This is a genomic window from Roseibium sp. (genome assembly GCF_965276855.1).
Lineage (GTDB): Bacteria > Pseudomonadota > Alphaproteobacteria > Rhizobiales > Stappiaceae > Roseibium.
The window spans coordinates 602,098-617,809 of the sequence record NZ_OZ255700.1; the positions used below are offsets into that span (position 1 = coordinate 602,098).

The window sequence follows — 15,712 nt, forward strand, 5'->3', positions numbered from 1 at the left end:
CGGCTTTTTCCGGGAAACATAACATGTCGAGGAAACAGCATGGCCAGTGATATCGAGATTGCACGCGCAGCCAAAATGAAACCGATCCAAGAGATCGGCGACCGGTTGAACATTCCGGAAGAATCGCTGCTGCCTTATGGCCGCACCAAAGCGAAGATCTCCGCAGACTTCATCGAAGGGCTGAACGGCAAGGAAAACGGCAAGCTGATCCTGGTCACCGCAATCAACCCGACACCGGCCGGCGAAGGTAAGACCACAACGACCGTCGGCCTGGGGGACGGTCTCAACCGGATCGGCAAGAACGCCATGATCTGTCTGCGCGAGCCGTCGCTTGGCCCGTGCTTCGGCATGAAGGGCGGTGCAGCAGGCGGCGGCTATGCGCAGGTGGTGCCGATGGAGGACATCAACCTCCACTTCACCGGCGATTTCCATGCAATCACATCCGCGCACAACCTTCTGGCCGCCCTTATCGAAAACCACATCTACTGGGGCAATGAGCTCGGCATCGACCAGCGCCGGGTGGTTTGGCGCCGGGTGCTGGACATGAACGATCGGGCGCTCCGCGAAATCGTCTGTTCACTCGGCGGTGTTGCCAACGGTTTCCCGCGTGAAGGCGGCTTCGACATCACCGTTGCGTCCGAAATCATGGCGATCCTCTGCCTGGCGACAGATCTGGAAGATCTGCAAAAGCGCCTGGGCGACATCATCGTTGCCTACCGCCGCGACCGCACCGCGATCACCGCGCGCGAATTAGAAGCCGACGGCGCGATGACCGTTCTCCTGAAAGAGGCCATCCAGCCAAACCTCGTGCAGACCCTGGAAAACAATCCGGCCTTCATTCACGGCGGCCCGTTTGCCAACATCGCCCACGGCTGTAACTCCGTCATGGCGACCCAAACGGCTCTGAAACTTGCCGACTATGTCGTGACCGAAGCCGGTTTCGGCGCGGACCTTGGCGCCGAGAAATTCTTTGACATCAAATGCCGCAAGGCTGGTCTTTCGCCGGATGCGGTGGTGATCGTCGCCACCGTGCGTGCACTGAAGATGAACGGCGGCGTTGCGAAGGAAGACCTAGGCGCAGAAAACATCGAAGCGGTCCAGAAGGGATGCGCCAACCTCGGCCGCCACATCGAAAACATCAAGCAGTTCGGCGTCCCGGCCGTCGTCGCGATCAACCACTTCACCGCAGACACGGACGCTGAAGTCCAGGAGATCAAAAACTTCTGTGCGGATCTTGGTGTCGATGCCGTTCTGGCGTCCCACTGGGCCAAAGGCTCGGAAGGCACAGCAGAACTTGCCGAAAAAGTCGCAGCGCTTGCAGAAAGCGGTGCAGCCCAATTCGCTCCGCTCTACGAAGACGATATGCCGCTCTTTGAAAAGATCGAGACGATTGCAAAGCGCATCTACCGCGCCGACGAGGTCCTGGCCGACAAATCCATCCGGGATCAACTTCGCCGCTGGGAAGCAGACGGCTTCGGCAACCTGCCGGTCTGCATGGCCAAGACCCAGTATTCCTTCTCCACCGATCCGAACCTGCGCGGCGCGCCGACCGGCCATGGAGTGCCGATCCGCGAAGTCCGCCTGTCCGCCGGTGCCGGCTTCATCGTTGCGATCTGTGGGGAAATCATGACCATGCCGGGTCTGCCCCGCGTGCCGTCCGCAAATCATATCAAGCTGAACGACGAAGGCTTGATCGAGGGTCTGTTCTGATCTGTCCGGACCAGAACAGAAAACTTGAGGCGGATCCGAGTGATCCGCCTTTTTCTTTAGCCCACGGCGCTCACAAGGCTTTCTCGACACCAGCGGAAGAAACGTTACATCTTACCCGGCCACTCATATCACCAATAATTGCATAAAGATCTACCAGTTACGCTCTAGTTGCAGTATCATCACGTCAATCAAAAGCAAAAGCATGGGTTTGAGTGTTGTTGGGGAGGGGCTTATGAGACTTGCCGCATTGTTGGTTCTGCTTGCATGTCAGTTCATCTATCCGGGCCATGCAAAGGACGCGCCGCAGCGCGCAGAGGCCGCTGACAGGTCCGACACCACTGGCTTACCAGTCGAGCTGCCTATCATCGAGGTTCCAGGCGTTTCCGAAACCGCCGGAACAAACCCCGCTCTCGATATTCTGTTTCCCTCAGATGGCGCTGTGTATACCAGCGCCAATACGCTGGAGGTCGCCGCCGCCGTGCTGCTGCCGCTAGAAGAGATCAAGGACGATGTGCGCATCGATATTACGGTGAGCGACGAAAAGGAGGCTGTGCTGGTCTATTCGCGGACCACGTCGGTCGAGGACTTTGCCCTTGACGTCACCACCCACTTGCCGTTGTCCGGCTACCCGCCCGGAGAACGGGTGATTACCGTGTACGTTCAAGCAGCCGGCATCGAGCTTCAAGACGCTGTCACCATCACCGTTGCGGAACCGGCTGGTATCGAGCTCGCGCCGGTCAGCCTGGAGCCGGAAGACGGCAAGGTGCTGGCAACCTTCAAGGCAGAGATTTCCGGACCAGAGGACGGCGGGCCGTTTCGGTATGCCTGGTCCATCGGCCAGGGTGGCCCGGTCGTTATAACCACCGAACCCGTACTGCAGTACCGCCTTCCGCTCGCTGCGCTCTTTTATGATGTTACTCTCGATGTGCTCGGGGATAACGGCAGCCGCGGGGATCAAACCTTCGAATTCCAGATCGGTAACGATGATCTGATCCTGCTTCAGGACGGCAAGGTTCCTAAGGAAAAGCCGCCAAAACCTGCCGAAACCTGCGGCTGCAAGCAGATGACAATCAAGACCAAGGGCAAGTCTGGTCTTTTCTGCGCAAAGCCGCAAGGACCAGGCAAAATGTCGCGTGAGGATTATGTCCTGTGCGCCAAGATCAAGCCTCCGAAGAAGAACCCATGCGGACCCGGAGAGACTGTCTATCAGTGCCCGCTCGGACGGTTGGCTCCGACATTCGCCGCGCCAATGATCCTGGGGCACAAGACCTTTGAACAATCCAAGCTCAGCTTCGGGTTCGAGGTCGAGGCCATCCTTACCCCCAAAAGCTCCGCGAAGGTCTGCAAAGAAGGTCAGTTCGTTCAGGACAGCTCGAACGTCGCCGGTTTCCCTTTGCCAAAGGGCAAATCCAAGCTGAAGCCCGACGTTGACAAGGACGGCACCATCACCCTTCAGGGAAAGAAGAAAAAGGTGAAGATCACGGTCCTACCCGGCGGCAAGACAGTGCCCAGCTTCGGGGACAAAAGCTTCGGGCGCGACAATTACTCGAAGCGCTGGGATCAGAAACGCTATCACGGCAACGAGAAGATCACCTGGTTCGACCGCCCGAGAACCGGGTCTCTGGCGATAAAAGTCGACCGCAACGGCTTTGTGACCGTTGCCAGCCCTATCAATGTGAAGCAGGAGTTTATTGCATATGTCAGCGGATCCAAGGGCACCTGTTGGTGCCGTTTCACGCTGGACAACAAATATGACAAGACAAACGGTGGAATAACGGGAGCCGGGATTACTGCCTCGAAGGCCATGCCGAACGGGATGAATTGCACAATCAAATAGGCTCTCGAAATCACCCGTTTTAAGCAGTTGAGGATACACTCCTAGCTTGGGACCCATCTGCTCTGAAGAGCGGGTTTTCCGGCAACGCAGGAGACATCGGAGGCCCTTCTTTGAAACCTCTGAGTACGATAGGCGTTGGCAGCGGCTGTATCTACACAGGTCGGCCGCGGCGCAAGCGTGTATCCCTTTGCGCGTAAGCAGCTATCGAAGCTGCGCGCACGCAGCTTTTCGTTCGGGTCCACACTAACGATCTGGGGAGATGCCTCGCCATGGTAGCTGCAGGAATATCCGTAGCAGTAAGGTCGGCCAAAGCCGTATCCGCCAACCGACGTTGTCTTGTAGGCCGGTGGCACCTCCTGCAAGGCCTGCACCTGACAGGCGTCAAATGCAGCGCTTCGCTGCTCTACCGTAGAGCCGGTTTTCAAAAGCACAAACTACGCGCCACCCAGCGTCTGGAAGGCTGCCAGGAAAGCTGTACAATCAATTAGAACCAACGCCCAAATCCGGCATTTCATGTCAATATTCCAAGCTCTTATTAAACTTGAGTATTGAATGCATGTTTTATCTTTTCAAGTCCGGGCGGAGCACCAATTCGACCGATCATAAGCCCGCTGTCGCGAAAGCGACTAGCCGTGTCGCATTGATGATATCGGGCAATTCCCCTTAAGGCATAAGGTTTTTCAACGTTTACCGGCCACGATAGCCTTTTTGGAGCTGCCAAATGTCTGACGAAGACGACATCGACCTGTCGGCCCTGTCTGACGATGAACTCGTCGAGCAGATGCATGATGATCTATATGATGGTCTGCAGGAAGAAATTCAGGATGCGGTGAACATCCTTCTGGAACGCGGCTGGGCGCCTTACGACATCCTGACCAAGGCCCTCGTTGAGGGCATGCGGATCGTCGGCGTCGACTTCCGCGATGGTATTCTGTTCGTGCCTGAGGTTCTCTTGTCCGCAAACGCCATGAAGGCTGGCATGGGCATTTTGCGTCCGCTTCTCGCCGAGACCGGCGCTCCGAAAGTCGGCAAGATGGTCATCGGCACCGTGAAGGGCGACATTCACGACATCGGCAAGAACCTTGTTTCCATGATGATGGAAGGGGCCGGTTTTGAAGTGATCGACATCGGCATCAACAACCCGGTTGAAAACTATCTGGCGGCTCTGGAAGAGCACAAACCGGACATCCTCGGCATGTCAGCTCTTCTGACCACCACCATGCCGTACATGAAGGTCGTCATCGACGAGATGAAGGAAAAGGGTCTTCGGGACGATTACATCGTACTCGTGGGCGGTGCACCGCTCAATGAAGAGTTCGGACAGGCCGTTGGCGCAGACGGCTACTGCCGCGATGCAGCCGTTGCCGTTGAAATGGCGAAAGACCTGATTGCCCGGCGGCACAACCAGCTCGCCAACCGGGGCTGACGGACCATGTTTGAGGAGGCTCCCGACATGCAGGCGGGTGAGCCTCTTTTCCCGATCGGAACTCAAGATGACGCGAACGACAAGATCGGCCGCGTCCTTGTTGTAGCTTGCGGAGCATTGGCGCGTGAGGTCATCGCGATCCGCGACCTCAATCGGCTGGATCACATTGATCTGACTTGTCTCCCGGCTCAGCTGCACAACACACCGGAAAAGATCCCGGACGAAGTCCGCCGGGTTATTCTTCAGAACCGCGATATCTATTCCGACATTCTGGTTGCTTATGGTGACTGCGGCACGGGCGGTCTCCTCGACAAGGTTCTGGAAGAAACCGGAACCCGCCGGATCGAAGGCGCGCATTGTTATGCGTTCTTTGCCGGACTGGAAGCATTCGACCAATTCGAGGAAGACCAGCTTGGCAGCTTTTATCTGACCGACTTCCTCGCCCGGCACTTCCAGACAATGGTGATCGAACCTCTTGGCCTCGATTGGCACCCTCATCTGCGCGACATGTACTTTGCCCACTACACGCGGGTTCTCTACCTGGCGCAGACAGATGATCCGGCCCTTGAAAAGGCCGCAAGACGGGCAGCGGAACGTCTTCAGCTTCCACTTGAAATTGAACGCACCGGCTATGGCTTGCTGGCACCGTTCCTGACGAAAGAACCTGCGATGCCTTCGCGCTGACATGCGGCACTGCACGGGTCGGTTTTTTACCGTGCAATGCCGCTATCAAGCGACTTGGATTGAGAGCTTTCCGGCAATCATGCTCGAAAGAGGACGACGTGAAATGGCGCAAAAGACAATCGTTTACTGGCGGGACATCCCGGCACAGATCCTGGTGAAAAAGGGCCGCAAGTCCGCCCGCCGGGAGCTGCCGGCTGTCTTCATGGAAACGATCGATGCGTGCGCGATGCGTGTCGGCGCCAAAGACAGTGATGCCTATATGGCCGAATGGCGCCGGGCAGAGCCTGTCGATGTTTCCGACGACCTTGAACAGGAAGCTGACACCGCGCTTGAAGCGCTTGTTGCCGATTACCCGAAACACCGCCTGATGGACCTGATGGCGAATGGAGGCCTGGAAAATGACTGATAGCAGCCTTTTGGCCAATGGCCGCCTGCCCGCCTCGACCGAGATGTCGCCCAAACAGGTGGTCGAAAAGACAGAGCTTCTGGCCGCGATCCCGGCTGGCAGCCAGGTCTATGTCACCGATCTTGGCAATGCTCCGGAAGACACGATCGTCGCCGCAGCCAAGACCCTGACCGACAAGGGCTTGACCGCCGTGCCGCATATGGCCGCGCGTCGCTATGCGAGTGTTACCGACTTCGAGCGCCGCATCACCCGCCTGACCCAGGAAGCCGGTGTCAAGGAAGTGCTCGCAATTGCCGGTGAAGCCGACAAGGCTGGCCCTCTTACCTCATCCGTCGCCCTTCTCGAAACGGGCCTTTTCGACAAGCTGGGCATTCAAAAGATTGCCGTTGCCGGTCACCCGGAAGGCGCACCGGACATCAAGCCGGACGTCATCAAATCGTTCTTGATGCGCAAGCATGAGCTTGCCGCTGACAGCGACGCGGAGTTCCGGATTGTCACTCAGTTCGGTTTTGACCCGCATCAGGTCAGTGTCTGGCTCGACGAAATCCGCGGTTGGGGCAACACGTTCCCGGTTCATATCGGCGTCGCGGGTCCGGCCAAGATGACGACGCTTTTGAAGTTTGCGGCCTTCGCAGGTGTCGAAAACTCGCTCAACTTCCTGAAAAAGCGCGGTGGCGCGGTGGTCTCCATGCTTGCAGGCTATGATCCGAACACCATGGTCGAGCCGCTGGAAGCGCGTGTCACCAGCCAGCCGGACAGCCAGCTCGCCCAAATCCATGTGTATCCATTCGGCGGTGTCGCCAAAACAGCTGAGTGGCTCACCAGCCGCGGGAGCTGGTCCTTTCAAACTTCGTCAACATCTCTGACCGCCAACGAGAGCGCATAAATGACCAGAACAATTGTCGCCTCCGCCACCAAGGAAGTCGTGATCGGCTTTGACCAGCCGTTTTGCGTGATTGGAGAGCGCATCAACCCGACCGGCCGCAAGAAGCTGGCTGCCGAAATGGTTGAAGGAAATTTCGAAACCGTGAAGGCCGACGTTTTGGCCCAGACCGCTGCTGGCGCCACCATGCTGGACGTCAATGCCGGCGTTACCGCGGTGAACCCGAATGAGACCGAGCCGCCGCTTCTGGTCAAAACTCTCGAAATCGTTCAGGAGTTGAGCGATCTTCCGATCTCGATCGACTCCTCTGTCACCGAGGCGATCAAGGCGGGCCTGGAAGTCACCAAAGGCCGCCCGCTGGTCAATTCCGTGACCGGTGAGGAGGAAAAGCTGGAAGCAATTCTGCCGCTCATCAAGAAATATGACGTGCCGGTTGTTGCGATCTCCAATGACGAAACCGGTATTTCCGAAGACCCGGACGTGCGCTTCGAGGTCGCCAAGAAAATCGTTGAGCGTGCGGCGGACTATGGAATTCCTTCGCACGACATCGTTGTCGACCCGCTCGTCATGCCGATTGGCGCCATGGGCACAGCCGGTCAGCAGGTGTTTGCGCTGCTGCGCCGTCTTCGTGAAGAGCTGAAGGTCAACACCACCTGTGGCCTTTCCAACATTTCCTTCGGACTGCCGCACCGCCACGGCATCAACGCCGGTTTTATTCCGATGGTCATCGGCGCTGGCATGACGTCCGCGATCATGAACCCGTGCCGCCCACAGGAAATGGAAGCGGTCCGCGCTGCCAACGTCCTGAACGGCACCGATCCGAACTGTCAGGAATGGATCATGACCTACCGCGACCACAAGCCGGCGGCGGCCGGTGCGGCGACGGCTGCACCAACAGAGGCTGCAGCTTCCGGCGGACGCCGCCGTGGGGGCCGCGCTGCCCGGCGGGCCGGCTGATTGCCAGACTGACTCGGCCGCACAATTCAAGACCCGGGCGGCTTGCCGATCCCGGGTCTTGCCATGACCGCGCCAGATCAATGAAGACCTGAAACCGAACCCGCTTGGACACACAGGACATGTCAGAGAGCTCTACGAAACTTGCCAAGGTCGTATTCCAGCCAAGTGGCCGGCGTGGCACCTTTGAAGTCGGGACACCGCTTCTGGATGCGGCGAGATCTCTGGGTGTTTACGTGGAGTCTGTATGCGGAGGGCGCGGCATTTGCGGGCGCTGCCAGATTTCCGTGTCTGAAGGCACTTTTGCAAAGGAAAACCTGACCAGCGCTGCTGACCATCTTGAGGGGGCAACGGAAGCGGAAACCCGCTATGCCACCTTGCGCAGTCTGCCCGAAGACCGACGCCTCTCGTGCCAGGCCAAGATTCTGGGCGACCTTGTGGTCGACATTCCAACAGATGCCCAAACCAACCGGCAGGTTGTGCGCAAGCGCGCAGAAGCCAAGACGATCGAGCCGGACAGCGCGATTTCGCTGGTGACCGTATCCATCGACGAACCGGACATGGAAACACCACGCGGCGATATCGATCGGTTGCGTGAGGCGCTTGCCCAGAAGGCCGGCCTTGAGACGCTCGCAACCGATCCGGTCCTGCTGCCAAGGGTTCAGACCATCCTGCGCAAGGGCCAGTGGACAGTTACAGCGGCCATCCACACGGACGTTTCGAGCGGCCCGACAGTGGTGGCGCTCTGGCCGGGTGAAAAACAGGCCATCTATGGCTTGGCGGTTGACATTGGCTCGACCACCATTGCCGCGCATCTCTGCAATCTTCAAAACGGGCGCACGGTTTCTTCCGCCGGCACCTCGAACCCGCAGATCCGCTTTGGCGAAGACCTGATGTCGCGGGTTTCCTATGTCCAAATGAACCCGACGAAATTGCCGGATCTCGTCAAGGCCGTGCGCGAGGCGATCAACGCCCTTGTCGGCAAGCTGATCGGCGATGTCGGCGCAGAGCGCGCCGATGTGCTTGATGCCACATTCGTCGGCAATCCTGTCATGCACCATCTCTTCCTCGGGATCGATCCGGTGGAACTTGGCGGCGCGCCGTTTGCGCTGGCCGCCTCAGATGCCATGGTCTTGACCGCCCGTGATCTCAACCTTGATCTCAATCCGGGAGCCCGGGTCTACATGTTGCCATGTATTGCCGGACATGTCGGCGCGGATGCCGCCGCGGCCACGCTCTCCGAAAGCCCCTATTCGCTCGAAGAAACGACACTGCTTGTGGATGTCGGCACCAACGCGGAAATCGTGCTTGGCAACAAGCATCGCCTGCTGGCCGCTTCCTCCCCGACCGGTCCGGCCTTTGAGGGCGCGGAAATTTCCTCCGGCCAGCGCGCAGCGCCCGGTGCCATCGAGCGCATCCGCATCGACAAAGACACGCTGGAACCGCGCTTCAAAGTGATCGGCGTCGACGAATGGTCGGATGAAGAGGGCTTTTCAGAAAAGATCGACAGCGTTGGCGTCACCGGCATTTGCGGTTCCGGCATCATCGAGGCGGTCGCGGAGATGTATCTCGCTGGTCTCATCACCGAAGACGGGGTGATTGACGGGTCGATGGCGGAAAAAACCCATCGCATCCGCTCCGAGGGCCGCACTTTTTCTTATGTGATCGCCGACCGGGATATTGAGATTTCAATCCTGCAAACGGATATCCGCGCCATTCAGCTTGCCAAAGGCGCGCTTTACGCCGGTATCAAACTGCTACAGGACAAGCTCGGCAGCGACCACATCGACCGCATCCGCTTTGCAGGCGCTTTTGGCAGCTATATTGAGCCTAAATACGCGATGATCTTGGGGCTTATTCCGGACTGCGCCCTCGACGGTGTGTCCGGCGTCGGCAATGCTGCCGGCACCGGCGCCCGCATGGCGCTGCTCAATCGAGGCTACCGGCGCGAGATCGAAGAAACGGTCCACAACATCGAGAAGATCGAGACCGCTCTGGAACCGAAGTTCCAGGAGCATTTCGTCAACGCCATGGCCCTGCCGAACAAGTTCGATCCTTTCCCGAACCTGCGCGCTGCCGTGGAACTGCCCGAACGCAAGGAGCCGGTCGCAGCAGAAGGCACAGGCGACGGCCGGCGACGGCGGAGACGGCGCGGCTAGTCTGTTTTGTCTTAGTGAAATGTCCCGTGCCCCTACCCGCGCATCCTTGTATGACCGGGATCGTAGGGGGACGGAGCGATGATCTCAACGCTGACCCTGGCTCCAAGAAGGTCAAGATCAAGCACCGTTCCTTCTCCCGAAAGCGCAGTATCGACAAACGCATAGGCGAGATTCAGGCCGCTGCGATGGCCCCAGTCGCCGGAAGTGACCGTCCCCACAACGGTGTCCCCCTGCATCAGCGAGGCCCCGCCATATGCGGGTGCGTGGGTCGCGTCAATTTTCAGGGTCACAAGTGTCTTCCTCGGCCCGTCCTTTAGGCGCTGTATCAAGGCGTCCTTGCCGACAAAATCGGGTTTATCCAGCTTCACAAAGCGATCCAACCCGGTTTCAAAAGGATCGAATTCGGTGATCAGATCCGCCTTCCAGTGCAAGAAGCCCTTTTCCATGCGCATGGATTCCACCGCTCTTGCGCCGACCAGTCTCAGATCATGCGCCTTTCCAGCGTCCCTTAAAGCCAGATAGGCAGCATAGAGTGAAGCATTCGGGATGTGGATCTCATAAGCAAGCTCGCCGGAAAAGCTGACCCCCATAACGGTTGCCGGGGCGTACCCGATGAAGGTTTCGCGTACCGACAGCCAGGGGAACCCTTCCTTTAACCAGTCGCCCCGGCTGGCCGATTGCAGAACCGCCCGCGCCTTTGGTCCTGCCAGAACCAGAATGGTTTGGTCGTTGGTTAGGCTCCTGATCTCAACATCTTCATCCGGACGCAGATGGGACTTTAGCCAATCCATATCATGATATTCGGAGGCTGCTGCCGACCCATACCAGACACGGGCCGGCCCACGATCCGAAGCCGGAATGTTGGCGATTGTTGCCTCGGCCTTGACCATGCCATGCCGATTGAGCAGATACCCGAGACCGACCCGACCTTCCCGTTTCGTGACGGTGCCACAGAACAGACGATCGAGAAATGCGTGCCGGTCGGAACCGGTAATCTCAATCCGGTTAAAGCCATTGACCTCGCATAGGCCCACATGTGCCTGGATGTGTTGCACCTCGCTGGCGACCACATCGAAAGCCTCATCGAAATGAAACCCGAGCGTTGGATGAAACTCTGGTGACGGCTTGATGTAGTCCACGCGTTCCCAGCCGTTCACCACCGTAAATTCTGCCCCTTCCGCCGCCATCACGGGTGTCAGCGGCGTTGTCTTGGCGGACCGCCCGGCCGGGCGGTGTTCGTGAGGGAAATGAAACCGGAACTCGTTCTGGTAATCTTCAATGGCCTTAAGTGCGGTGAGCTCGACATTGGCGTGGCCGGTAAAGCGGCGCGGATCAAGACACCAAGTGTCGTAGCACGCCTCGCCGTGCACGATCTGCTGAGCAAGCAGCCAACCGTGTCCGCCCCCCTCGCCCAAGCCGGCCCTAAGCCCGATGATACAAAAAGCATTGCGTTTGCCCGGGATCGGTCCGACCAGCGGCGCGCCATCGATTGTATAGGTGATCGGACCGTTGATGACGGTGTGAATTCCGGTTTCCATCAATGCAGGCATGCGGGCAAAAGCACCCTCAAGGACATCGGTTACCCGATCCAGATCATCCGGACAGAGCGCGTTGACGAAATGCGGATCGATCCCGTCCATACCCCACGTCTTGCAATCCTGCTCGTAAAAGCCGACCAACAGACCGTTCTTTTCCTGACGGCAGTAGTAATCGCTGATCGGGCAACGGAGCAACGGCATCCGGTGCCCCGCCTCCTTGATCGCCTGTATTTCCTCGGTCAGAAAGTATTGGTGTTCCATCGAGGCGACGGGATGATGAACCCCCATCATTGCCCCGATTTCATTCACCCTGTACCCACCAGCGTTCACGACAATGTCGCAGTCGATGTCTCCATGCTCGGTATGAACCGTCCAGGTGTCATCCTTGCGCTGTGTCAGGCCAGTGACTGGCGTGTTGCGATAGATGGCCGCCCCGGCCTTGCGGGCACGGCGGGCCAGCGCCTGACAAAGTTGGGCCGGATCGATATCGCCATCAAGCGGATCCCAAAGACCGCCAAGCAGATTGTCTGTTGAAATCAAGGGATGGCGGCGTGCGCACTCCTGCGCATCAATGACTTCGAAGTCGACATCCATGCCGCGTGCCATTGACGCAAAATGCCGGTAGCCCTGCATCTGGGCTTCGGTGTTGGCAAGTCGAATGCCACCGTCTGCATGGTGATAGTTGATCGGGTAATCTGGATCTTCTGCCAGCTCCTTGTAAAGCCGGATAGAATGGCTCTTCAAACCGACCATGGTTTGATTCATGCCGAAGTTGGTTACTTGGGCTGCAGAATGCCACGTCGTCCCGGACGTGAGTTCATTTCGTTCGACCAATACGACATCTGTCCACCCCTCCTGAGTAAGATGATAGATCGTCGAACACCCGGCGATACCTCCACCAATCACAACCACTTGCGTACGCGTTTTCATGGAATACCTCCGACATCCCCTCTCTCCGGGGTGCCGCAGTTTGAACAAAGTGGCAATGTGGCGGACTGCACTTTTGAAAATATCAAAATTGGACTTCGAAAAACTCGTAGATACGAAATGCTGTCCGAAGCATTCCGGTCAATCAGCACCAGTGACCAGACAAAATCGGTCCTCAAGCCAAGCGTTGCTTTGATGCATGGGGGTCAGCGCATGGCGTGTCAGCAGCTTGCGGAGTTTCTGATCGATGAGACCACGCACAGATCCAGCGCAATCTGATGTGGTGATGAGAGACAGCGTCCGCGCAAAGCTTTTTCCAGGAAACTGATGCATGCGAAGCTTTGAATGAAACCGGCGTGCCCTGGAGAACAGCAAAGGTGTTGTTATGGTCCATCCAGCACCTGCCGCCACCATTGCCATGAGGGTCTGGTTGTTGCCGCATTCGAAACGGTCGGGCATCTCCACTCCCAACCGGCGCAATTGTGCTTCGATCTGCCGAGCTATGAGCAGGTCACTGGTAAACTGCAGAAAAGGCAGTTCCGATTTGCCGGCCATAACATCGGCTGTATTCTCAGTCCGCCCTTCTGGCAGCACGACCACAAACGGGTCGCGGAGCAACGGGGTGTCCTGCAGGTTATTCACTCCCTCTGGCGGCGTGGTCGCTATCCCGATGTCCAACTGCCGGTCCCGAAGCATGTCAAGGAGTTCGCGGCTGGATCCGGACCGGAAAACGAAATTGCACTGGGGCATTTTTCTGGAAAGGTAAACCGCAAGGTCAGGCGTAATATCGCTATCCATGTCGGCAATACTGCCGAACCTGAGATAACTGGATTCCGTGACGTTCCCGGCACTAGCTTCCGCCGTCGCCTTGCGGATGGACCCGAGGGCGACGTCGATTTCCTTCAAGAACATCTGCCCTTTGGGCGTCAGCATCATAGGGCGACGGGCATGATCGAACAGCTCTACGCCAAGATGTTCTTCAAGGCTGCGCAGGTGGTGCGAAACAGTACTGATGGACAAGCCTGTTTCATCTGCAGTCGCCTGAACCGACGACTTGCGGGCGCAGATCTGAAAGAGTTCCAGAGCTTTCAAGGTAAGGTCTTTGCGAGCAGATGAACGTGGCATGTTGTTAATCAACTCAATAGACGTGAGAAACAGGCTGAACTTCGATCAACTCGAAACAAGAGACCAACAAGTTCGAACTTATAACAAACTCACCTAAATCATAGCGCCATAGAAATGCGGCTCTTCATCGCGTCTAGTTTGGGGGAAGAGCATTCGCGCCCTTCCCAAATCACTTGCCGCCCGTCATGGTGCGGCATGAGTAAGATGTTTGAAGAACTGGATTATGCCCCGACACCGATCGGGGCCGTGTCTCTGCGCCGCCGGCATCTCCTGGCCCTGAAAACCGACGTCTTCGAAATTCTCCTTGGAGAAGAGCACTTGATGTCGAGCCTGTTCACCGCGTCCGAGGTTGCGCTGGCGGATCTCGGCGTTGCTGCCCTTTCAGGCGACGGGCTGGACGTTTTGGTCGGCGGGCTTGGCCTTGGCTACACGGGAAAGGCTGTTCTGGCGCATGACACGGTTTCAAGCCTGACAGTTGTCGACCTTCTGGAACCGGTTATCCGTTGGCACCAGGAGGGTCTTGTCCCGATGCAAACCGAACTGGTGGATGATCCGCGCTGCCAATTGGTTCAAGGAGACTTCTTTGGCCTCGCAGTGTCAGAGGACGGTTTCGATGCCAGCCGTCCGAAACGCCAATACGACGCCGTTTTGATCGATATTGACCACACCCCCGAGCGTTTGCTGCATTCTGGGTCCAAGGGCTTTTATACCCAGGAAGGTTTCACTGCTGTGCAGCGGTTCCTGAAACCCGGAGGTATCGTTGGATTGTGGTCTGACGAAGCACCGGATGCCGCCATCACCGCCAAACTTGCCGAAGCCTTTGATGAGGCATGGGCAGAACCGGTGGTATTCGAAAACCCGCTTCAGGAAAACCGCGAAGTGACACAAGCAGTATACCTTGGTCGGAAAGCACACAGCTGACAATAGCCTGCCTTGTCGTTATTCAAACATTTAGGACGGCCAAAGGGCGCAAAGGTAGACAATATATCCGCCAAGCAGCACTGCGCCCTCGCGCCGGCCGATCCGCAGGCCGGTTGCTGCGAAAATCACGAAGATCACCGAAACGCCAATCATGACCGGATTGTCGAAGCTGATGATCTGAGACGGAACTTCGCTCGGCGCGATCAGAGCGGTTGCACCACCGATCCCCAGAATATTGTAGATGTTCGACCCGATAATGTTGCCGAACGCAACGTCTGTCTGACGTTTCAGGCCGGCAACCACTGATGTCACCAGTTCCGGCATGGAGGTGCCGATCGCGACGATCGTCAGGCCAATGACTGTTTCCGAAATTCCAAAACCGCGCGCCAGGCTGACAGCGCCCTCCACCAGGAATTTGCTGCCGAACACCACAAGCGCCAAACCGCCCAGCGCGAGCAGCAGCGCGGCCACCAGACCACCTTTCGGCCGGGCTGGAATGTCCAAAACCGGATCCGTCTCGATTAACGCGGTACTTTTTCCATGCACTGCGCCACGGTTTTCCTGAACGGCTGCCCGCTCCTGCCGGATGGCCATGTAAATGTAGGTGCATAGAACAGCAAGAAAGACCCCGCCGATCAGCCGACTGGCATCCATGACGGTGACAACGCCCGCAAAGACCAAGGTGACGGCTAGCATCACCGCTGCATCGCGTTTCAGCGCGGTGGACGACACGGCGATCGGAAATAACAGCGCCGCGACACCGCCGATCAGCAGAATGTTGGCGATGTTCGATCCGACAACATTGCCGTAGGCAATGCCAGGCGCCCCCACAAGTGCGGCATGCACAGAGGTAACAAGTTCTGGCGTCGAGGTGCCGAACCCGACCAGGGTCAAGCCGATCACGAGCGGCGACACCCCCAGATGCGTCGCGGCATTCACAGCCCCGCGCACCAAGAACTCTCCACCTATGATCAAAAGACACAAACCGCCGATCAGCGGCACTGCTATTTCAAACACCTGGAGCTCCATGACCCCGAGAAAACCAAGATCTGCATCTGGTTGTTGTCATGACCGTCAACAAGGGGCAAACCGCGCAGGGTGCCTAAAACAACACGCTGTCGGCTCGCCCCCAATCGGCAGCA

Annotated in this window: 12 protein-coding genes; 9 read left to right on the forward strand and 3 right to left on the reverse strand. The window is 57.8% G+C overall.

Annotated features, from left to right (window positions below; genetic code table 11):
• The first annotated feature begins 39 nt into the window (after positions 1-39).
• The 8 genes from ACQY4Z_RS02690 (at position 40) to ACQY4Z_RS02725 (ending at position 10,059) form a co-directional block, all read left to right on the forward strand.
• Positions 40-1,710: a formate--tetrahydrofolate ligase gene (locus ACQY4Z_RS02690; RefSeq protein ID WP_133950480.1), complete on the forward strand. Its 1,671-nt coding sequence runs from the start codon at positions 40-42 to the stop codon at positions 1,708-1,710.
• Positions 1,711-1,942: 232 nt separating this feature from the next.
• Positions 1,943-3,547 carry a hypothetical protein gene (locus ACQY4Z_RS02695; protein WP_428526447.1) on the forward strand — a complete coding sequence of 535 codons (1,605 nt, stop codon included), beginning with the start codon at positions 1,943-1,945 and terminating at the stop codon, positions 3,545-3,547.
• A gap of 721 nt (positions 3,548-4,268) precedes the next feature.
• Complete coding sequence (locus ACQY4Z_RS02700) at positions 4,269-4,973, forward strand: corrinoid protein (RefSeq protein ID WP_409691125.1); 705 nt, start codon at positions 4,269-4,271, stop codon at positions 4,971-4,973.
• 6 nt (positions 4,974-4,979) lie between these two features.
• Positions 4,980-5,657, forward strand: coding sequence for a DUF1638 domain-containing protein (locus tag ACQY4Z_RS02705; RefSeq protein WP_428526450.1), 678 nt, complete (start codon positions 4,980-4,982; stop codon positions 5,655-5,657).
• 103 nt (positions 5,658-5,760) lie between these two features.
• Positions 5,761-6,063, forward strand: coding sequence for a virulence factor (locus tag ACQY4Z_RS02710; protein ID WP_133950486.1), 303 nt, complete (start codon positions 5,761-5,763; stop codon positions 6,061-6,063).
• Positions 6,056-6,949, forward strand: a complete 894-nt coding sequence (locus ACQY4Z_RS02715; protein ID WP_428526452.1) for a methylenetetrahydrofolate reductase — start codon at positions 6,056-6,058, stop codon at positions 6,947-6,949. The genes ACQY4Z_RS02710 and ACQY4Z_RS02715 overlap by 8 nt, the downstream gene beginning before the upstream one ends.
• Complete coding sequence (locus ACQY4Z_RS02720) at positions 6,950-7,903, forward strand: methyltetrahydrofolate cobalamin methyltransferase (protein WP_428526454.1); 954 nt, start codon at positions 6,950-6,952, stop codon at positions 7,901-7,903. It abuts the gene before it with no gap.
• A 119-nt stretch (positions 7,904-8,022) separates the two neighbouring features.
• Complete coding sequence (locus ACQY4Z_RS02725) at positions 8,023-10,059, forward strand: ASKHA domain-containing protein (RefSeq protein ID WP_428526456.1); 2,037 nt, start codon at positions 8,023-8,025, stop codon at positions 10,057-10,059.
• 32 nt (positions 10,060-10,091) lie between these two features.
• On the opposite strand, the gene ACQY4Z_RS02730 is transcribed toward ACQY4Z_RS02725, so the two are convergent.
• Both ACQY4Z_RS02730 and ACQY4Z_RS02735 read right to left on the reverse strand, forming a co-directional pair.
• On the reverse strand, positions 10,092-12,527 hold the full coding sequence (locus ACQY4Z_RS02730) for a GcvT family protein (RefSeq protein WP_428526458.1): 2,436 nt from the start codon (positions 12,525-12,527) through the stop codon (positions 10,092-10,094).
• A gap of 138 nt (positions 12,528-12,665) precedes the next feature.
• Entirely contained in the window at positions 12,666-13,649 is a 984-nt protein-coding gene (locus ACQY4Z_RS02735) for a LysR family transcriptional regulator (RefSeq protein ID WP_428526461.1), read from the reverse strand.
• 195 nt (positions 13,650-13,844) lie between these two features.
• Here ACQY4Z_RS02735 and ACQY4Z_RS02740 point away from each other — a divergent pair, with 195 nt between their 5' ends.
• Entirely contained in the window at positions 13,845-14,570 is a 726-nt protein-coding gene (locus ACQY4Z_RS02740; protein WP_428526463.1) for a spermidine synthase, read from the forward strand.
• A 30-nt stretch (positions 14,571-14,600) separates the two neighbouring features.
• Here the strand turns inward: ACQY4Z_RS02740 and ACQY4Z_RS02745 are convergent, their stop codons facing one another.
• Positions 14,601-15,587 carry a calcium/sodium antiporter gene (locus ACQY4Z_RS02745; RefSeq protein ID WP_428526465.1) on the reverse strand — a complete coding sequence of 329 codons (987 nt, stop codon included), beginning with the start codon at positions 15,585-15,587 and terminating at the stop codon, positions 14,601-14,603.
• Between the last annotated feature and the right edge of the window lie 125 nt (positions 15,588-15,712).